Source organism: Vreelandella arcis, from assembly GCF_900103865.1.
GTDB classification, from domain to species: domain Bacteria; phylum Pseudomonadota; class Gammaproteobacteria; order Pseudomonadales; family Halomonadaceae; genus Vreelandella; species Vreelandella arcis.
Genome location: NZ_FNII01000001.1, coordinates 400,431 through 419,733, shown reverse-complemented (window position 1 = coordinate 419,733; position 19,303 = coordinate 400,431). Strand labels below are relative to the sequence as shown.

The following is a 19,303-nucleotide window of genomic DNA, read 5'->3' as shown; positions in this document are numbered from 1 at the left end:
GATCAGACGTAGTCCTGGTACTTCTCAAGCAGACGCACCGGCTTCTTCAGCGCGTCGCGACGGAAGGGGTCGCCCAGCTCGCGGGTGCACATGATCTCGATGATGCACGTCTTGCCCTCGTTCATCTGCATGTCCACCGCCTTCTTCAGCGCTGGGCCTACGTCCTCGAGGCGACCTACGGTGATACCTTCCGCTCCCATGGCTCTACCGATCTCAGCAAAGCTCTGGTTGTCCAGCTCGCCGGCCACGAAGCGACGGTTGTAGAATTCCACCTGATTCTTCTTCTCGGCACCCCACTGGCGGTTGTGGAAGACCACCGCGGTTACCGGGATGCCTTCCCGCACCGCCGTCATGGTCTCCATCAAACTCATGCCCCAGGCACCGTCACCGGCATAGGCAATCGCCGGCCGGTGCGGGGCCGCTGCCTTGGCGCCGATAATGGTCGGTAGCGCATAGCCGCAGTTACCAAAGCTCATCGGCGCGAAAAAACTACGGGGCTTCTCGAAGCGCAAATAGCTGTGCGCCACGGCATTGATATTGCCGATGTCGGTGGAGACCATCACGTCCTCGGGCATCGCCTTCTCCAGCTCCCGTAACACCTGACGCGGGTGCAAATACTCACCGCCAGAGAACGGCGTCTCGCCCTGTGCCTCCTCAATGGCGTCGAGGCTGTAAGGATCACGCTCGTGGGTCCACTCGTCGAGTTCGCGCTCCCAAGCAGCCTTCTCACTGGCTATTTTCTCGGCGCGCCGCTCCTTGCTGGCATCACAGACAAGCTCGCGACCCGCCAGGCGTTGGGTGATCGCCTCGGCGGCCTCCTTGGCATCGCCGCAGATACCCACCGCGATTTTCTTCACTAACCCCAGCATCTTGTGGTCGGCATCAATCTGGATGATCTTGGCGTCCTTAGGCCAATAGTCCAGGCCGTGCTGCGGCAGGGTGCCGAACGGCCCCAGCCGAGTGCCCAACGCCACCACTACGTCGGCCTGGGCGATCAGCTTCATGCCTGCCTTGGAGCCCTGGTAGCCCAGCGGGCCGCACCATAACGGGTGACTGGCCGGGAAGGAGTCGTTGTGCTGGTAGCTGTTAACCACTGGTGCACCCAGCCGCTCGGCCAGCGCCTGGCAAGCGTCGACGCCATCGGCCATGACCACACCGCCGCCTGAGACGATCACCGGGAACTCGGCGTTGGCCAGCAGTTCGGCCGCCTCGTTGAGGGTACGGGTACCGCCTGGGCCGCGGTCGAGACGCGCCGGCTCGGGGATCTCGCACTCGATCTCGCCGTAAAAATAGTCACGCGGAATGTTCAGTTGGGTCGGCCCCATCTCCGACATCGCCCGATCGAAGCAACGCCCGGTGTATTCGGCCATGCGTGCCGGATGGGTAACGTGGCCCTGATACTTGGTGAACTCTTGGAACATCGGCAGCTGCTTACACTCCTGGAAGCCGCCCAGACCGATCCCAGTGGTGCCCGCCTCAGGGGTGACGATGACCACCGGGCTATGCGCCCAGTAGGCGGCAGCGATACCGGTGACGCAGTTGGAAATGCCTGGGCCGTTCTGGCCAATGACTGTACCGTGGCGTCCCGAAACCCGCGCATAGCCGTCGGCCATGTGCGCCGCCCCCTGCTCGTGGACCACCGGGATCAGCCGGATGCCGGCCGGTGCAAAGATGTCCATAGCGTCCATGAAGGCTGAGCCCATGATGCCGAACATCTCGGTCACCCCGTTGGCGACCATGGTTTCGACGAAGGCTTCTGAAGGCGTCATCGTCTGCTTGCCCTGAACCACCGGGCGGGAGGCTTGAGTCTCGGGGGTGCTCATCAGTTTTTCCTCAGCAATAAAAAATTTATTTTTTGGTATAAAATGTTTCGCTTTACGGAAACGCTTTGTAAATTTAGTCACAGAACCAACATCAGTCAATACAAATTCCATAAAACGATACAAATTGATTTATTTTTTAGAATTATATATTATCTTGAAAAAGGGAGATTACGACATGACCAATAGCAAGTCCGATAGCATCAAGGTCGAGGGGGATACCCCGGCCCAACGCCTCCTGGCTCTGCTGGAGGTGATTGCTGATAAGAACCAGTTTTTCACTCTCCAAAGCCTTGGCGACGAGACAGGCTTACCGAAGCCAACGCTGCATCGCATGCTCCAGCAGCTCGAAGGCTCCGGTATGCTTCAGCGGGAGGCCGATAATCGGCACTACAGTAAGGGCAGCCGGCTGCGTCGACTGGCCGAAAACCTGCTACTCAATGACACCGTGCACGGAGCCCGTCACGCTGTGCTCAGCCAGCTGGTCGAGGAGGTTGGCGAGAGCTGCAATATTACGGCCCTGTCTGGGGGGGAAGTACTCTATCTTGACCGCGTCGAGACTTCCGAAGCACTGCGCTTCTACCTCCATCCCGGTTCACGGGTGCCAGTACACTGTTCAGCCAGCGGCAAGCTCTTCCTTGCTCAGATGCCTCCCGCTCAGCGCAAGCGTCTGCTAGGCGAAACCTCTTTGAAAGCCTTCACGAGCAATACACTCACCGACTTTGGGGCGTTGGAAGCCGAAATCGAAGCCGTGCATCAGGCCGGTTATGCCTTCGATGACGAAGAGTTTCTCCCCGGCCTGATTTGCATCGCAGTACTGGCCACCAACCCCAATGGAGGGAAATCCAATCTGGGCATCGCAATTCAGGCTCCGGTCATGCGAATGTCCCGCGAGAAAGCCCTGGAGTGCTTGCCTGCCCTGCGCCGCGCGGCCGACGCCATTGCCGCTATAGACAATGGAGCCATGCCTCAGAGCAATTCTCATAAACAAAAGATACAAGAAGTCTAGACCGGTCACCTGACTCTAGATTACCCAACGCTTGGCGGGGTGCAATTACCGGTTACGACCACATTACCTCAGGCTCTGGGGCGGCACACTCTGCTCCATGAAGATAAGCGCGATGATGCCAAGGACAAGGGCCTCGAGGGCGACCAGGGCGCAGTGATACCTCTTTTACCCATTAAACTAAACGACCATATCGGCCAGAGGCCGGTATGATCAGTCGCCAAGCCTTCCGACCATTGGCGAGGATGGCTCGGCTTGCTCACGGCATGGCATGCGGCCAGCCAGGTAGGCATCGCGACCGGCCTCGACTGCAGCGCGCATGGCCCTGGCCATTATCACCGGACTCCGAGCATGAGCTATGGCTGAATTCATCAGGACGGCGTCACAGCCGAGCTCCATGGCATAGGCCGCCTCCGAGGCAGTCCCGATCCCAGCATCAATCAGCACAGGCACTGTGGCACGCTCGATGATCAGACGGATATTGTAGGGGTTCTGAATACCACACCCCGAGCCGATCAACGAACCCAGTGGCATAATGGCGCAGCAACCGATGGCCTCAAGCTCTCGCGCAACAATGGGATCATCGCTGGTATAGGCCATTACGTCGAAGCCATCGGCAATCAGTGCCTCAGCGGCCTTGAGGGTTTCGACCACGTTAGGGTAGAGAGTAGTTTCGTCACCTAGCACCTCGAGCTTGACCAGGTTATGACCGTTTAAAAGCTCCCGGGCTAGACGGCAAGTACGCACTGCGGCCCGAGCGTCATAGCAACCAGCGGTATTGGGTAATAGGGTATAGCGCGACGGCGGCACAACCTCAAGAAGGGGTGGTTCGTTGTTGCCCTGGCCCAGGTCGGTGCGTCGCACTGCAAAGGTCACTACCTCGGTGCCACTGGCCTCGAGAGCTACTGCCGTTTCAGAGGCATCACGATACTTGCCCGTGCCTACCATTAGCCGAGAAGTAAACTCACGGCCAGCAATGCATAGCGGTTGGTCGGAAATTGTCATCTAGGATCTCCCTGTTGATCAAGCCTTAACCACCGCCGATGGCATGCACGATTTCAATACAATCGCCTTCGGCAAGAACAATATCTGCATGGCGGCTAGCAGGAACCACCTCCTCGTTCAGCTCGACGGCGATACGCGCCCTAGCAAAACTAAGCTCTTCAAGTAGGTGCGCCAACACCCATCCTTCCTTGATCACCCGTTCTGTTCCATTGAGCTTTATACTGATCATTACAGGTTCACCAGATCAAAGTGGATAAAAGCCAGCACCACCAATAGTAAGAAAATCGTTTCGGCGACCATCAAGATCACCGGTTTCCAACCCACCACAGCCAGTTTCTGGAAGGATGTCTTGATCCCCAGGGCAGCTATAGCGGTAACCAGGCACCAACGCGACAGGTCGGTGAAGCCATCAGCGACCGTCGGCGGAATCCAACCGAGACTATTGATGATCACCAGCGCTACGAAAGCGACCAGGAAGGTCGGCAGCATCGGTACCTTACTGGTACCCTCTTCCTGGCTCCGCTCTCGACGGAACAAGAACATGAACACCATTACCGCCGGTACCAACATTGCAACCCGTAGCAGTTTAACGAAGGTGGAGACATCGCCGGTGCCCTCAGAGATCATATATCCGGCGCCGACGACTTGGGCTACGTCATGGATAGTGCCGCCGAGGAAGATGCCCGCTTCGGTGTCGCCGAGATCTAGTAGGCCAACGATCAGTGGGTAGATCACCATCGCCATTGTGGAGAGCGTAGTCACTCCCACCACCGTCATGATGGTGTTACGTTCATGAGTCTCGTGGCGCGGCATCACTGCCGACAGAGCCAGCGCCGCCGAAGCGCCGCAGATCGCCACTGAGCCGCCGGTCAGAAGGCCCATATCCTTGTCCAGCCCTAGCAGGCGCGCCAACAGGGCTCCCATGGCGATGGTCATCATCACTCCACAGACCACCGTCAGCACCGGTCCGATACCGAGCTCAGTAACCTGCTCAATGGTGATGCGCACGCCGAGCAGTGCTACACCGATCCGCAGCACCTTCTTGGCAGCGAACTCAACACCGGCTAGGCACTTCCCCTCCTCGGAGAGAAAGTGCAGGGTCATGCCGAACAACAGCGCATAGAGCAGAGTCGGGCCGCCGTAATGATCCGCGATGAAGGTCGTCGCCAGAGCGATGGTTACGCAGATAATCAGCCCGGGAAGCACACGCTGGAGGGGTTCCAGCCGACTAGGCAGAGTCTGCTTGGCGGCCTGTAGGATCGACGGATCTTTTGTCGCGTCGGCGTCTCGACGAGTCATATCACCACCTCGATAAGCTATGAAACGATCGTCGCATCCTGCGACGCAATCGACCTTCGTTCTTGGAATGTGGTTGCCACTGACGCTCTGCAGGGATACCAACGACGTCCTCACGGGACACCTATTCCGGCCGCACGCCCCCTCGCCGGCCAGCATGCGCACCATGGTGACGGGATGCCGGGAGAGAGGTTAGGACCAATTTTCGGCCTCTCTTGAGGCCAACGCTCAGGCCACCGTCGAGTCTCGCGACCACTCGACGTATGCCGCCTTGATCATGTCGGCCGCCTTCTCGGCGATCATGATGGTAGGGGCATTGGTATTGCCGGAGACAATCATCGGCATTATGGAGGCATCCACCACGCGCAAGCCCTCCAGGCCATGCACACGCAGTTGGTCGTCCACCACCGCCATGGGGTCATGACCCATCTTGCAGGTCCCGGCCGGGTGATAGATCGTCTGGCTGTATTGACGCGCCGCTTCAAGGAGTTCCTCGTCGCTCTGATACTGGGCCCCCGGAACGTACTCCTCGGTGATTACCGAGGCCAGCGGGGCCTGTTCGGCGATCCGCCGCGCGACCTTGATGGCATCCACCGCGACCTGGCAATCCTCTTCGGTGCTCAGGTAATTGGGCTGGATCGAAGGATATATGGCGGGATCGGGGCTGGTGATGCGAATGGATCCGCGACTTGTCGGACGCAACTGACAGACCGACGACGTGAAGGCGGAGAAGGGATGCACCCCCTCAGCCGGCTTGTCGGCGGAGAGAGGTTGCATATGAAACTGGATATCCGGACGATCCATCCCTTCACGAGAATGGGTAAACACACACACCTGGCTGGCGGCGAGCGTCAGAGGCCCGGTGCGCGTCAGCAAATACTGGGTACCGACCGCGAGCTTCTTCAGGGGATGACGCACCTCGTCGTTGAGCGTTCGGCAGCGAGTCTGGAAGACCAGCCGAACCTGCAGATGATCCTGCAGATTCTCGCCGACCCCCGGAAGGGCGTGCCAACACTCGACCCCCACCTCCTTGAGATGCTCAGGGTCCCCGATGCCGGAACACTGCAGGATCTGCGGCGATCCGATGGCACCGCTGGAGAGCAGCACCTCGAGCCTGGCCCTGACCTGTTCCCGCTGATCCCCACGACGATACTCGACCCCCACTACCCGCTTGCCCTCGAGCAACAGCCGCTGGCAGTGCGCTCTCTTGATGACGGTAAGGTTGGGCCGTTTCTGCGCCGGTCGGAGAAACGCCTTGGCTGTCGAGCAGCGAATGCCCTTGTAAGAGGTCTGCTGGAAATAGCCCACCCCCCCCTGGGAGGCCCCGTTAACATCGCGATTCTCGGGAATACCCGCCGCCTTGGCGGCCTCGATGAACCGCTCGGCGATCTCACGTCGCAGCCGAAGATCAGACACCTTCAACGGCCCCTTCGTGCCGTGATACGGGTCGGCACCGCGCTCCTGACACTCAGACTTCTTGAAATACGGCAGTACGGAGTCGTAGTCCCAGCCCGAGTTTCCCTCCGCTGCCCAGTCATCGTAGTCCTCGCGCTGACCTCGAATATACAGCAGTCCATTGAGAGAGCTTGACCCTCCAAGCACCTTACCGCGAGGCCACTGCAGGCGACGTCCGTTGATTCCGGAATCTGGATCGGTAACGTAACACCAGTCCGTCGCAGGATTGTGCATGGTTTTGAAATAGCCCACTGGGACATGGATCCAAGGGTTCCAGTCGGCTCCACCCGCTTCGAGCAACAAGACCTTCGCAGCGGGGTTCTCACTGAGCCGGTTGGCAAGCACACAGCCTGCCGAGCCAGCCCCGACGATGATGTAGTCAAAGGCTTCTTGCTTGGATGTTGTTGAACTCATTGCAATGATACCTTTTGAGACTTTTTGTATCATTTATAATTACACTCAAGAAGCTATCCGTCAATAATGAGATTTTTTGTTTCGAAAAATCTTGCAAGATCGTGAAGCTTTGCCTAGCTTGAGATCGTGCTCCTCATCTTGACTGCTTAGAAAGGCGAGGAGTCTCTGGCACACGCCACACAACATCCCTTGAAAAATCCAATCACAAAATGCGGGAGCCCTACTCATGAAACCACCAATAGCTAATATATCTCGCCGGGATTTTCTGAATATCTCGGGTCGCTTCGGCCTGACCTCCACCCTGATTGCGGCCTCCGGGTTAGGCGCCAGCCTCACCGTCAGCAGCCTCGCCCGCGCTGCGGATGAGGAACAGCAGCGTCGCTATCAGACCGAACCGAAATTCAAGCTCCGCTTCGGTGCTTCAGGGTTCAACGAGCGCAATCTCGACATTCAGAAGTCGGGCCAGCTGTTCTTTGCACGCGACCTTGAGGAACGCACCAATGGTGCAATCCGTGTGGAGTTCATGGGAAGCAATGAGGTCTGCAACCAGCTCGACTGCGTCAGCAAGACACAGCAAGGGATCGTCGACATATTCTCGGCTTCAACCCAGAACTCCGCGGGAGCCGCGCCCTACCTCAACGTCCTAGACTTTGCCTACATGTTCCCAAGCGTCGCCTCGATGTTTCACTTCTTCTACGACAAGCGGAGTGAGACGCTACTGCGCGAGCCGCTTCGACAGCGACACAACCTGCAGTTCCTGTTCACGCACTGTGACCTGCGGGGCATCATGCTTGGCTTGAAGTGGGAAGACGAACCCCTGGTGACCAGCCTTGAACAGCTTCAGGGCACCAAGAACCGTGTTACAGGGACACAGCTCGGACGCATCGCCATGGAGCAGTTGGGGCTCAACCCAGTGCCCGTGGCCTGGGAGGAGACGCTGGACGGGCTTCGCCAGGGCTTGCTCGATGGCGCCGAGACCTGGATGAGCGCCGTGGCCTATGCGGGCATGGCCCCCGTGGTATCCCAGGCAGTCGACCTTAGGTTCTTTGCGGGTACCGAGCATACAGCCATGAGTCTTTCCAAGTTCGACAGCCTGGGCAGCGAACTTCAGGAACAGGTCATGGAATCGGCCTACTGTGCGCAGATCTTCACACAGGGCATGAACGAGGCTGGTCGATACCAGATCGTGGGCGCCACCGAGCATCCTGCGGAGAATACCGTCTTCGCCCAGAACAACGTCCGGGTCGCGCCTCTTTCGGATGCCGAGCGCGAAAAGGCCGAACAGCTGTGCTCACCGGAATTCAACCCGGAGCCCTGGGAGCAATGGCGTGAACGCCTAAATGGCTGGGCCGGTGGAGTGGATATCTACAAGGAACTTCACGGCATTGCCCGTGAAATACCGAGAGACACTGCCGCGGTTAATGTCAAGCCTCAGCGCTGGTGGAAAGGCTGAACCGGGAGTTCACTATGGCAAACCACAACTACCAAAACACTCAACCAGCCACATGGTGGCTGGTTCCCCTTCGGTGGCTGGATGATAACCTGGAGAAGTGCATTATTCTCCTATCGTATGCTGGCATGTCGGGCATCATATTCGTGGAGGTCATTCGCCGATTCTTTTTCAACCTACAGGCGCCTTGGAGCACCAGCATTCCCATACTGCTGTTTCTCTGGCTGACCTGGTTCGGCGCCTCGCTCAATGTAAAGAACCGTACGCACCTGTCACTCAATGAGATCCGCATGCGGCTGCCCTACACCGGCCAGTTCCTGTGTCTCATCCTGGATGCCGTACTATGGATCGGGTTCGGGATCATGGTGATCAACTTCACCATTGACCAGGTACAGCTAGCCTACAACAACTTCGCCATCGTGCCGGGCACCGACAACATCATGCAATGGTGGTTCTATCTGGCCACACCGGCTGCCTGGATGCTGATCATCTACCGCGTACTCCAGAACCTCTTCGCTGACTGGCAACGCTTCCGGTTGCGTGAGCCTTTCAACCTCCAACCCTCGATAATGGATTAGGAGGACAGATCATGACAGACGGACTTCTTATCGGCCTGATCACCGCAGGCGTGACACTCTTCTTCCTGCTCGGCGTGCCCATTTTCCTCGTCATCGGTTTATGGGTAGTCGGCACCAGCCTGGTCATCGATTTCACCTTGGCCAATATCGGCGTAACGCTTTTTCAAGGCCTGAGCTTCTTCGGTCTTCTCGCGCTTCCCCTCTTCATCTTGACGGGCGACCTGATCAACGCGGCGGGGATCGCCAAAAGGCTATCCGACTTTGCCTACTCGTTGCTCGGCTGGCTACGAGGCGGCATGGGAATGTCAACGCTTGGCGCCTGCGGCCTGTTTGCGGCGATTTCAGGCTCCAATGCCGGCACCACAGCAACCATCGGCTCGATCATGCACCCCGAGATGAAGAATAACGGCTATGATGAACGCTTCTCAGCAGCCACCGCGGCATGCGGGGGCACCGTCGGCATCATCATTCCTCCGAGTATCATCTTCATAGTCTATGGCTTCATGATGAATCTCTCGATCAGCGACCTGTTCATCGCCGGCATGATTCCTGGGGCCATGATGGTACTGGGAATGATGATGGCCTGCCATCTGGTCGCACGGCGCCACGGCTGGGGCACCTTGATTCCTTTCAAGGCCAAGGAAAGTGCTGGCTTCGCACGCAAGGCCTATCTGGGCTTCGCCACCATCGCCGTCGTGCTCTACGGCATCTATTCCGGCAAGTTCTCCCCGACCGAGGCAGCCGCCATCACCGTCGGCTTCACGCTGATCGCGGGACTCCTCATCACTCGGGAAATCAGCATCTTCAGGTTACCTGCCATCATGCTCCGCTCGGGACAGATCGCTGGCATGCTGGCGCCACTGATCGCCATCTCGGTGGTGATGCAGCAGCTGCTCTCCGTGCTCGGGGCCGGCCAGATCCTTGAAGGGCTCTTAAACAATCTTGGCAACTACTATGCCATTCTTGGCGCCTGCATGGTGATGATCCTGCTCGCTGGCATGATCCTGGAGAGTCTGCCTGTCACCATCATCCTGGCACCCATCCTGGCACCGATCGCCCAAAGTGCCGGCGTTGACCCCATCCACTTCTCGGTGATCTTCCTGGTGGGAGCGGCCATCGGCTTCGTCACGCCGCCTTTCGGCCTCAACCTCTATGTTGCGAGCAGCATTACCGGCATTCCCTACCTCAGGCTAGTACGCTATGTGATACCCTACTTCATTGCGCTCATAACCGCCTGGATCGCGATCGCCCTGTGGCCACCATTGTCCATGTTCCTAGTCAACCTATGACACTGCAGCAAGGTAGCAGGCCCATACGGGCCTGCTACGCTATGATCATGGCAGGCGCCATCAGGAAGCTTACCGAAAGGAAAGCCCATGTCCAAAGACACCGCCACCAATACCACACTTCTGCGAGCAATCAGCCTGCTCGAAGAGGTCGCCACGGCCGAGTACAGCATCAGTGCCGCCGATCTCGACAAGCGTCTGGACATTCCCAAGCCGACGATCCACCGCCTGCTCAAGCAGCTCGAGGAACAACAGCTGATCGCACGGGATCTTGATGGCCGGCACCTGCTACCCGGCCAACGCCTGCATCGCATGGCAATGGGCACGCTGGCTAATGAGAGCGTGAAGGCTCCCCGCCGGCGATTACTGGAGCGTCTGGCCAAGGAGACAGGCGAGACCTGCAACCTTACATTGCACGATGGCCATGAGCTTCTCTACTACGATCGGGTGGAAACCAATTGGCCGGTTCGCATTCAGCTGGCTCCTGGGTCTCGGCTGCCACTGCACTGCACGTCCAGCGGCAAACTGTTTCTTGCCCTGATGCCTTCCCACCGGCGTCGCGCTCTGCTGTCAAGCCTGACGCTGGAAGCCCATACACCCTATACCCTTACTTCGTCCTCGGCCCTTGAAGAGCACCTCGTTCAGATCGCCCGTGACAGGCTTAGTACTGATAACGAGGAGTTCATCCAGGGCATGGTAGCCATTGCAGTGCCTATCTACGATCAGGTGGGCCATATGCAAGCCACTTTGGCGATCCATGCCCCTCGACTACGGCATTCGATCGAGTCGCTGCTGGAGTGGGCACCGCTGATGCGTCAAATCGCCTCGGAGTTGGAGGAAACGCTCTAGCAACGGGACGGTCGGCACCGGCACCCTGGCCCGCTTGATCACGCCCTTGGTAATCTTGCCCGCGTAAGTGGCCGTGAAGCTGCGCTTGTTGGCCGCCATCACGATCATGTCGCAGTCATAGCACCTGCTTCGACTCGCGATCTCATCCTCGCCGATCATTGGGATACGTCCTGTACGTCATATTCTGCCTTCCACATTCTACGCTGCCCGGGCTAGCCGGCCGCTGACCACACCTTCTGCGGAAGGCCTTGGCCGGCGACATTAGGTGCCCATCTATTAATAAGTGGGTACCTATTCATGACTTCCCTAAGCAACGAAGGTGAGATCCGACGCCGTCGTCGCTACGCCCCACCGTTCAAGGCCAAGTGACAGGGCCAGCTACCTTCCGTGCCTGATTTCGTGCCCCTGACGGCGCCGCCACCATCATGCCTGATCCAGAGCGCCAATCTGAACGGCCACGAGCCCTACACCTACCTGAAGGACGTGTTGGAGCGGATGCAGACCCAGAAGGCCAACCAGCTCCACGAACTCCTGCCGGGGAACTGGCAAAACCGGCCTGATCATGCGCCAGCGGTGATGCCCGAACGCTTACCGCCCAGGCGCCACTAGACATACATTGATGGATCCAGCCAGCCGGATGGTACAAGGATAGCCCTCTTCCAGTTCGCCGATGACGCTCGTGTGCCCATCGAGCCGCCCCCCAAACGACTGATGCCGACCATAACTACGATGCCCCTGGCGTGACGCAGTCGACTGCTGGACTAGCCCAAGACCAACTTGTGAAGCCCATACCAAGCCACGTTTGAGCGACCGGGAAAATCGCCATTTCCCGTAGGCAACGCCGAGCCCTGGCACCATTTATCAACAGCGACTGGCACTATCCCTGTCAAACTCACTACCTCTAAGCTACGAAGAAGCTTACATAGAATTGAAATATAACTACCAGTGCGCTGAAAGCCATTATGATTTGACTTACAGTAAATCTGAAAAATCAGCAAGACCGAGTAACGGCTCAATCAAATATAAGAATGAAGGAGCTAAAAAATGATTTGCAAAATAGCCGATAAGATTATCAATGTCATGGCCGAGATCATGGGCCTAATTGGCTCTATTTTGATCCTCTACTGCATGACTTTTGGTGTCACCGATGTTTTCCTAAGGTATGCCCTAAACTCAGCATCCCAATGGATCGGCGCCTCCATACAGGCTGCCATGGTACTTATCGCCTGCATGGGGGGTGCTTATGCGTTAAAACACGGATCTTTTATCAAACTCGACCTCTTCTATGAAAAATTTTCTGCGAGAAAAAAGGCTATTTGTGACATCATAACATCGACTCTAACATTCGCCTTTCTTGGTGTGCTTATTTGGAAAGGAGTCGATGCCGCCCTAATGTCTATCAAATTTAATCAGACAACACCCACATCAATACCTATACCGATATACCCTGTCAAAACTGCAATACCGCTTGCCGCATGTGTAGTGCTTCTAATTGTTACTCAGCAATTCATGCGGGACGTTAAAACAGTGGTCAAAGGCTCTAAAAAACAATGAATTCGACGGCGATAACGCCGCGATATCCGCAGAAAGATAGAAAAGGGAGTGATTGCATGACAACTACAAAACATACCATTTTCACTAAAGCCATAATCTGTGCAGGGGTAATTGCCTATACTTGCTCTGCTGCCCAAGCTCAAGAAAATGGTCCGCCGGATGAAGTAACTACGTGGACTATCCAGCCCGCCTTCGATTCTTCGGACGCCGGATGGGATAACGGTTTAATTCCCTGGGCCGAGGCAGTGGAAGAGGCTACCGAGGGTACGATCCAGATCAAGCTGATGCCGGCTGGCTCACTGACCAGCGGCTCCGAAGCCTTCATGGCAGCCGCCGCTGGCATGACCGACGGTTATGCAGGTTGGGCTTCCGTCTATGGTGGCGACCTGCCCGAAGGCATGCTGGCATTCGGCTTGGCTATGGGTGCCAACAGCCCTGAAGAAGCCTGGGAGGTCATGTGGGGAGACGATTACCGAGTAGGTGATCTGGTGCAAGAGGCTGCCCATGAGCGTAATCTTCATTGGATTGGCTGGACCGACCAGGGAACAAACGCCATGTTCACCAATTTTCCAGTAGAGAAGTACGAGGATTTAGCGGGCAAGAAAATGCGTGCCGGTGGTCCTCAGGCACTATTCCATGAAGCACTTGGCGGAACAGCAGTCTCCATGGGGGCCGGCGACATCTATACGGCTATTCGTCTCGGCACGATTGAAGGCACCTATTGGGACACCGGTGGTATCGACGACATGTCGTTCGACGAAGTCGTTGACTATGCTATCCAGCCGGGCTGGAACCCTGCCCAACATCAGGAAACCTTTGTCAACCTCGACGCCTGGAATGCCTTGAACGACTGGCAACGTGAACAAATCGAAGGCGTTTTCAAGGAGACCTACTTCGAGACAAGCCAATTGCATGCCGATCAGGTTGATATCGCGCTTCAGGCCCTAAAGGATGAAGGCGGCGAAGTCATTACCTTCTCAGAGGAAGAGGTCGAGAGGATGCGTGAGTTCTCCATCAAAGAAGTATGGCCTAAAGTGGCAGAAACTTCCGAACGCAACGCCAAAGGCGTTGAGATTTTCAAAGAATTCATGAAGGATAAAGAATACTACTGATCTACTAAAAGGCCAAGTAGGCCTACCAAAAACTAAACTTTGCTCCCGATCTTTTTGCTAAAGCTTAAAGATCGGGGTCTTACCGATAAGACCTTACGGCAAACCAAAAATACCGAAAACTTAGACAAAGAACATATTCCACCTCTCTCGGCATACTTTAAGGAAAATAGTTGCTTTACAACTGACAATCCTGATTGGAGGCCAGCTAGTGGGACTAGTTTGCTTTTGACAAGGCAGCCCGACAATCTTCAAGAATAAGGTTACCTCATGAGCATTGAACTCATAACGCTTCTATACTTTGTGTGCCTCTTTGGAGCTTTGTTCCTGGGGTTACCAGTTACTTTTGCACTAGGCGGCACTGCTGTTGTGTTCGCTGCAATGGTAGAACCGCGCGCCTTATTGGCCGTTCCCAGTGCTTTTTATTCCACTCCCTGGAATTCAATATTGGTAACGGTACCTCTCTTTCTATTCATGGGGAGCCTGATACGCTATTCGGGAATTGCGGACGCTGCCTATGAAGCCGTCTATAAGCTGATCGGTCATATCCCTGGCGGCCTAGCCATTGGCACTGTACAGGTCAGCACAATCTTTGCTGCGGTCACCGGCATCACCCCACCGGCGACCATCACCATGGGGCAGATCGCCTATCCGTCGATGATGAAGTACGGATACAATCGCCAGATCGCGATTGGTGCCATTGGTGCAGGCGGCGCACTGGGAGCTCTCATTCCGCCCAGCGTGCCCTTCATCTTCTATGGCCTACTGGCGAATGCATCCATTGGAAAACTGTTCTTGGCCGGTCTCCTCCCGGGCCTGATGCTGGCCACCTTCTATACGATCTACATTTGGCTACGCTGCAAATATCAGCCGGTAATGGGGCCGGCACTGCCTGCTGACCAGAAGTTTTCCCGCAGTGAGAAAATGCGGTCTCTGCTGGGAATTTGGCCCTTCATCCTGCTGATATTTATCGTATTGGGTGCTATCTGGGGTGGTATCGCGACGCCATCAGAAGCCGCTGCCTTCGGTGCCACAAGCGCCTTATTGATCAACATGGCTAACGGTCGCCTGACCCTAAAAGTGTTCAAGGACTCGTTGAGCACCACGGTTAAGCTGACAGGCATGGGGCTCTGGATTTTAATCGGTGCCAGCATCTTCCTTAATATCTTCAATACATTAGGAAGTCAGGACTTAATCACTGAAATGGTTCTCGCTATGCCAGGTGGAACCACTGGCATACTGTTATTAATGATGCTAATTATTCTCATGCTCGGGATGGTCATGGATGACTGGGCAATCATCATGCTGTGCACACCACTTTTCCTGCCGATCATTGAAGCATTGAACGTCGACAAAATTTGGTTTGGCGTACTCTTCATTGTAAATATTCAGATTGCCTATCTCACGCCACCTTTCGGCTTCGTGCTGTTCTGGATCAAAAGTATCTTGCCTAAAGATGTGGGCTGGAGTGATGTCTACGGCTCGGTTGGCCCATTTGTGATGCTGCAGCTGCTCGGCCTCGGCCTCGTTTTCCTGTTCCCCGAGATTGCTACCTGGCTGCCGGAACTCTTCGACTGACACAAGTTCATGATGATGCCATCGGTCTGGGGCTCAACGAGCAATGGTAGTGACCGAAAAGGTCGAGACCCCGACCCTTCCCCCGTGACATCACACCAGACAAGCCGAGTGGAGCCTTGAGGATATGTCCCCGCCAATACAACATCATAAAGGTCGGCTCGCCACACCGCCAAGGATCGGTCATCGGCGACTCCTCCTCGGACTCGCCGGCATTAGCATCGTCCTAGTCATCACACTGATCCTGCAGTTCTCCGGGGCTCTTGGTGGCCGACCCGGGGCGCCATGGCTTCAGCTGTCGGCCATGGCCGGTGGGCTGCTGCTCATGACGCCCCTGCTGTTCAGTCTTGCTAAACGCAGCTCGTTTTCGGTCAGCCCCCCTCGCTGGTTCGCCGCCCACGTCCTGGCCAGCATGGCCGGCTTCGTCTTCATCAGCCTGCATGTCGCCGCAGGACGCCTTTTCAGCACGCCTGGCATTCTCTATCTGCTCCTGTTGTTTCTGATCTTTCAAGGTATCGTGGCTCGGGTCTTCCTCTCCCAGCAGTTTTCCCGGCAGTTCGGCTCGAGGGAATCCAGCTTCACCGTCACGCACGCGACACGACGTGAGCTGGCCGAGGTGATCGCGTCCAAGACCCTTCTATTGACGCGTCTCGAACCACAGGCAAGCGAAGCCTTGTTCTCTCCCAACCTACGACATGCCATGAACTATCCGCTGCTGACGCTTCGCTATGCGCGCCTGATGTCCAGGGAGTCTCACCTGGTGGGAGCGCGACGTCGCGCCGGTCGTCCCCTGTCGATGTGGCGTCGCCTGCATATCTTCGCGGCCCTGCTGTTCCTGACAGGCATCATCATTCACGTGGTAGCCGTGACCTTCTTAGCCGGTTACGTGGCCGGCGACGACACTATCTATTGGTGGCACCTGGCCACATGGGGAGGAGAGACATGAGCCAGATCTGCCTAAGTATTGACCTGGAGCGCTGCACCGGCTGCAAGAGCTGCGAGGCAGCTTGTAAGCAGGTCAACGGCCTCGGCCCTGACGAGTATCACAACAAGGTAATGTGGCTAGGCGACCCATCACTACCCGAGCTAGACTTCCTGACCGTGACTTGCCAGCAGTGCGAGCGCCCAGCCTGCCTTAGAGCCTGTCCTGTGGTCCCCAAAGCCCTGAGCAAGGATCCTGACACCGGCGTGGTGAGTGTCGACGAGTCGCTATGCACCGGCTGCGGCGAATGCGTACTGGCCTGCCCCTACGGCGCCATGGGCTATGACCCGGTGGACAATCACGCGGTGAAATGCGACCTCTGCGCGCCGCGTCGCGCCCGTGGTGAGATGCCGGCATGTGCCAGTGTCTGCCCAACCCGAGCCATTACCTTCGGTAAGCGCGAGGATCTGCTGAACTTGGCCCATGAGGCCGACAAGCCGGTCCGCGATCATGATCACTTCCTTCAGGGCCCGGCCACTCTCTATCTGGATCGCGCCCGAGGTCCTGAAAGCACGCCATCGAAGGATCCCCTAGCCGCCAAGCACCCGCCGACTGTTCAGGGGTCGCCTCTTTCGGGGGCATCCACCACCTCGAAGTGGGTGCAGATTCCTTATCGTAAGGTGGACGATCAGCAGCCTGACGAGGTCAAGCCGGGTGGATGCAACATCTGCTTCAACGGCTGCACGTTGAAATTCGGCATCAAGGATGGCGAGGTGGTACAAATCCTCGGCAACGACGAGGATCCGGTTTTCCAAGGGCGCATCTGCGCGAAGTCACAGATGATGCTGCAGCTTTATCGGAATCCGAGCCGCCTGACCCACCCACTCAAGCGCTGCGGCCCCCCAGGCAGCGAGACATTCGAGCGAGTCAGTTGGGATGATGCCCTGGACGACATCGCTGCTCGCCTCAAGGCCATCCGCGAACGTGACGGCAGCGAGGCCTTGGCTATCCACATGGGTACCCGAACCGGGGTGCTCAATATCATGGGCTTCGTCCCCATGTTCGCCCAGATGTGGGGAACACCGAATTTCCTGACCACCGAGCCATTTTGCGATGCAAGCAAAGTCGTCGCCATGGAGCTGACCCTGGGCTCCACCTGCCAGCCCAATATCTATACCCAGGAGGATATCGGCAGCGCAGAACTGCATGTGTATTTCGGTGACAACCAGGCCGAGACCAGACCAGTGAATTTCGGCATGGTTAATGACTGGCGCTTACGCCGCGGTGCCAGGATGGTGGTCATTGACCCTAGATTGACCGCCACCGGCAGCAAAGCCGACCGCTGGCTGGCCATCCGTCCTGGCACCGACATGGCCCTGGCCCTGGGGCTGATTCACGAGATATTCTACCAAGGTTGGCATGATTCCTCGTTCTGCGAGCAATGGGTACAGGGCTGGGAAGTGTGGCGAGATTTCATTCAGGAGCAGGGCTACACCATCGACTGGGCCAGTGATCTCACCGGCCTCAGCGCCGAACTCATGCGCCAGCTTGCGCGAGACATCGCCCATGCCGATGGTTGCATGATATTTGCCAGCCGCGGCATCAACCAGCACAGCAACGGGACGCAGGCCAACCGGACTCTAATGTTCCTGGCCGCGATCACCGGCAACTGGGGACGCCGAGGGGGCGGATATTTCAACGTGGCCTCCGAACCCGATTGGGGACGCGTACAGGTCCCGGACGATCACAGGTCTCCGATTGATCGCCCAGCGCTGGGCAATAGTCCCCGCCAATGGCTTCAGGGCATGTTGGAGGATACCCCTTATGCCATTCGTGGTCTTATCACCGGCAATAACCCTGCCGCTCACTGGCCGGACCAGCAGCGAGTTCAGGAGGCCTTCCGCTCCCTGGATTTGCTGGTGCACATGGATCTCTTCTTCAACGAGACCTCGGCGCTAGCAGACTATGTCCTGCCCGCTGCCACCGGCGTCGAAAAAGGGGGCATCAGCCGCCTGGCGGAAGACCGGCGCATCGTCTGGAACGATCGCATAATTGACCCGCCCGGGGAGGCCCGCTCGGATCATTGGTTCTGGATCGAGCTAGGCAAGCGCCTGGGCTACCAGTCAGTGCTCCAAGACCGCTACAAGGACCCTGCAGTGTTCTGGGACGAAGTGTTGCGTCAAGCCACTCCTTCCCTGAAGGGCGTGACCATGAAGCGCCTGACCTCAACACCCTATCGCTGGGTACGCATCCCCGTTTCCGATGAGACGGCCGCTGAACCGGATACCCTCTATCTAGAAGGCACTACCGCTTTCGGCTGCGATCCGGGCAAGCGCTTCCCCACTCCCAGCGGACAACTGGAATTCTGGAACGCGACCATCGAGGCCAAGTTCCGTTCGCTTGGCCTGTCATCCCTGCCGCATTTCTACACGGAGGCGGAAGCATATTCGGGACAACCAAGGGTCGTTCCCGGTGACTGCGCCACCGAGGTATCACCGTTCTTTCACCGGCCGACTCTTACGGATTCCGTCTCGCTGCGTGACTCGATAGGAGATGATGAGGCGAAGTGGGATACCCAACTGGTGACCGGTCGGCCCACCGCGTCGCACTTCCATTCCTGGACGCACTACTTCTGGCAGGCCCAGGAAATGTGGCCGGATCTTTATTGTCAGATCCATCCCGACAAGGCTGCCCCACAGGGCATTCGGGACGGTGAGTTGTTGATTGTCGAGTCTCCCCGGGGACGTCTCGAAGCCAGGGCTTGGGTGACCTCAGGCATCCACCCGGACGTCGTCTTCATCCCTATTGGCTGGGACACGCAACAACCCTTCCATCCTTGGGGGTCGGTCAACACTCTCACAGAAGGAACCCTAGATCCGGTCTCACATCAGAGCAATCTGAAGCTACACCGCTGCCGAGTCCAAGCCGCGCGGAAATCGTGATATCCGCCCTCGGACACGTTTCGGAAGGCTGTCTCTTTCGGG

General features: G+C 57.1%; 16 protein-coding genes. 11 read left to right on the top strand and 5 right to left on the bottom strand.

The genetic code is table 11. The features are described 5' to 3' along the window. Window positions 1-2: 2 nt before the first annotated feature. Window positions 3-1,904, bottom strand: coding sequence for a sulfoacetaldehyde acetyltransferase (gene xsc, locus BLR97_RS01945; RefSeq protein WP_244511109.1), 1,902 nt, complete (start codon window positions 1,902-1,904; stop codon window positions 3-5). A gap of 94 nt (window positions 1,905-1,998) precedes the next feature. On the opposite strand from xsc, the gene BLR97_RS01940 reads away from it, so the two are divergent. Further along, window positions 1,999-2,829 carry an IclR family transcriptional regulator gene (locus tag BLR97_RS01940; protein WP_089701912.1) on the top strand — a complete coding sequence of 277 codons (831 nt, stop codon included), beginning with the start codon at window positions 1,999-2,001 and terminating at the stop codon, window positions 2,827-2,829. Between the two features lie 210 nt (window positions 2,830-3,039). Here the strand turns inward: BLR97_RS01940 and BLR97_RS01935 are convergent, their stop codons facing one another. From BLR97_RS01935 to BLR97_RS01920, 4 genes are all read right to left on the bottom strand, one after another. Next, entirely contained in the window at window positions 3,040-3,831 is a 792-nt protein-coding gene (locus BLR97_RS01935) for a thiazole synthase (RefSeq protein ID WP_089701911.1), read from the bottom strand. 25 nt (window positions 3,832-3,856) lie between these two features. Further along, entirely contained in the window at window positions 3,857-4,060 is a 204-nt protein-coding gene (gene thiS / locus BLR97_RS01930) for a sulfur carrier protein ThiS (RefSeq protein WP_089701909.1), read from the bottom strand. Continuing rightward, window positions 4,060-5,130, bottom strand: a complete 1,071-nt coding sequence (locus BLR97_RS01925) for a YeiH family protein (protein WP_089701907.1) — start codon at window positions 5,128-5,130, stop codon at window positions 4,060-4,062. The genes thiS and BLR97_RS01925 overlap by 1 nt, the downstream gene beginning before the upstream one ends. A gap of 225 nt (window positions 5,131-5,355) precedes the next feature. Then, window positions 5,356-6,996 carry a GMC family oxidoreductase gene (locus BLR97_RS01920; protein ID WP_089701905.1) on the bottom strand — a complete coding sequence of 547 codons (1,641 nt, stop codon included), beginning with the start codon at window positions 6,994-6,996 and terminating at the stop codon, window positions 5,356-5,358. Between the two features lie 226 nt (window positions 6,997-7,222). Here BLR97_RS01920 and BLR97_RS01915 point away from each other — a divergent pair, with 226 nt between their 5' ends. The 10 genes from BLR97_RS01915 (at window position 7,223) to BLR97_RS01870 (ending at window position 19,261) form a co-directional block, all read left to right on the top strand. Continuing rightward, window positions 7,223-8,449, top strand: a complete 1,227-nt coding sequence (locus BLR97_RS01915; protein ID WP_170832962.1) for a TRAP transporter substrate-binding protein — start codon at window positions 7,223-7,225, stop codon at window positions 8,447-8,449. A 125-nt stretch (window positions 8,450-8,574) separates the two neighbouring features. Further along, the gene (locus tag BLR97_RS01910) at window positions 8,575-9,024 is read left to right on the top strand and encodes a TRAP transporter small permease (protein ID WP_211605023.1); all 450 of its coding nucleotides are present in this window, start codon (window positions 8,575-8,577) and stop codon (window positions 9,022-9,024) included. Between the two features lie 11 nt (window positions 9,025-9,035). Beyond that, the gene (locus BLR97_RS01905; RefSeq protein WP_089701900.1) at window positions 9,036-10,313 is read left to right on the top strand and encodes a TRAP transporter large permease; all 1,278 of its coding nucleotides are present in this window, start codon (window positions 9,036-9,038) and stop codon (window positions 10,311-10,313) included. An 87-nt stretch (window positions 10,314-10,400) separates the two neighbouring features. After that, complete coding sequence (locus tag BLR97_RS01900; RefSeq protein ID WP_089701899.1) at window positions 10,401-11,159, top strand: IclR family transcriptional regulator; 759 nt, start codon at window positions 10,401-10,403, stop codon at window positions 11,157-11,159. A 387-nt stretch (window positions 11,160-11,546) separates the two neighbouring features. Next, entirely contained in the window at window positions 11,547-11,768 is a 222-nt protein-coding gene (locus tag BLR97_RS01895; RefSeq protein ID WP_422821901.1) for a transposase domain-containing protein, read from the top strand. A gap of 435 nt (window positions 11,769-12,203) precedes the next feature. Further along, a complete protein-coding gene (locus tag BLR97_RS01890) occupies window positions 12,204-12,713 on the top strand; it encodes a TRAP transporter small permease subunit (RefSeq protein ID WP_089701897.1) in 510 nt (169 codons plus the stop codon). A 56-nt stretch (window positions 12,714-12,769) separates the two neighbouring features. Then, complete coding sequence (locus BLR97_RS01885; RefSeq protein WP_170832961.1) at window positions 12,770-13,825, top strand: TRAP transporter substrate-binding protein; 1,056 nt, start codon at window positions 12,770-12,772, stop codon at window positions 13,823-13,825. A 267-nt stretch (window positions 13,826-14,092) separates the two neighbouring features. Continuing rightward, window positions 14,093-15,400 carry a TRAP transporter large permease gene (locus tag BLR97_RS01880; protein ID WP_089701894.1) on the top strand — a complete coding sequence of 436 codons (1,308 nt, stop codon included), beginning with the start codon at window positions 14,093-14,095 and terminating at the stop codon, window positions 15,398-15,400. A gap of 322 nt (window positions 15,401-15,722) precedes the next feature. Further along, on the top strand, window positions 15,723-16,343 hold the full coding sequence (locus BLR97_RS01875) for a hypothetical protein (protein WP_139172879.1): 621 nt from the start codon (window positions 15,723-15,725) through the stop codon (window positions 16,341-16,343). After that, window positions 16,340-19,261: a molybdopterin-dependent oxidoreductase gene (locus BLR97_RS01870; protein WP_089701890.1), complete on the top strand. Its 2,922-nt coding sequence runs from the start codon at window positions 16,340-16,342 to the stop codon at window positions 19,259-19,261. The genes BLR97_RS01875 and BLR97_RS01870 overlap by 4 nt, the downstream gene beginning before the upstream one ends. The last annotated feature ends 42 nt before the right edge of the window (window positions 19,262-19,303 follow it).

Coding starts and splice junctions, on each gene's coding strand:
- BLR97_RS01940 (WP_089701912.1), top strand. CDS start 1,999: ATGACCAATAGCAAGTCCGATAGCATCAAGGTCGAGGGGGATACCCCG.
- BLR97_RS01935 (WP_089701911.1), bottom strand. CDS start 3,831: ATGACAATTTCCGACCAACCGCTATGCATTGCTGGCCGTGAGTTTACT.
- thiS (WP_089701909.1), bottom strand. CDS start 4,060: ATGATCAGTATAAAGCTCAATGGAACAGAACGGGTGATCAAGGAAGGA.
- BLR97_RS01925 (WP_089701907.1), bottom strand. CDS start 5,130: ATGACTCGTCGAGACGCCGACGCGACAAAAGATCCGTCGATCCTACAG.
- BLR97_RS01920 (WP_089701905.1), bottom strand. CDS start 6,996: ATGAGTTCAACAACATCCAAGCAAGAAGCCTTTGACTACATCATCGTC.
- BLR97_RS01915 (WP_170832962.1), top strand. CDS start 7,223: ATGAAACCACCAATAGCTAATATATCTCGCCGGGATTTTCTGAATATC.
- BLR97_RS01910 (WP_211605023.1), top strand. CDS start 8,575: ATGTCGGGCATCATATTCGTGGAGGTCATTCGCCGATTCTTTTTCAAC.
- BLR97_RS01905 (WP_089701900.1), top strand. CDS start 9,036: ATGACAGACGGACTTCTTATCGGCCTGATCACCGCAGGCGTGACACTC.
- BLR97_RS01900 (WP_089701899.1), top strand. CDS start 10,401: ATGTCCAAAGACACCGCCACCAATACCACACTTCTGCGAGCAATCAGC.
- BLR97_RS01890 (WP_089701897.1), top strand. CDS start 12,204: ATGATTTGCAAAATAGCCGATAAGATTATCAATGTCATGGCCGAGATC.
- BLR97_RS01885 (WP_170832961.1), top strand. CDS start 12,770: ATGACAACTACAAAACATACCATTTTCACTAAAGCCATAATCTGTGCA.
- BLR97_RS01880 (WP_089701894.1), top strand. CDS start 14,093: ATGAGCATTGAACTCATAACGCTTCTATACTTTGTGTGCCTCTTTGGA.
- BLR97_RS01875 (WP_139172879.1), top strand. CDS start 15,723: ATGACGCCCCTGCTGTTCAGTCTTGCTAAACGCAGCTCGTTTTCGGTC.
- BLR97_RS01870 (WP_089701890.1), top strand. CDS start 16,340: ATGAGCCAGATCTGCCTAAGTATTGACCTGGAGCGCTGCACCGGCTGC.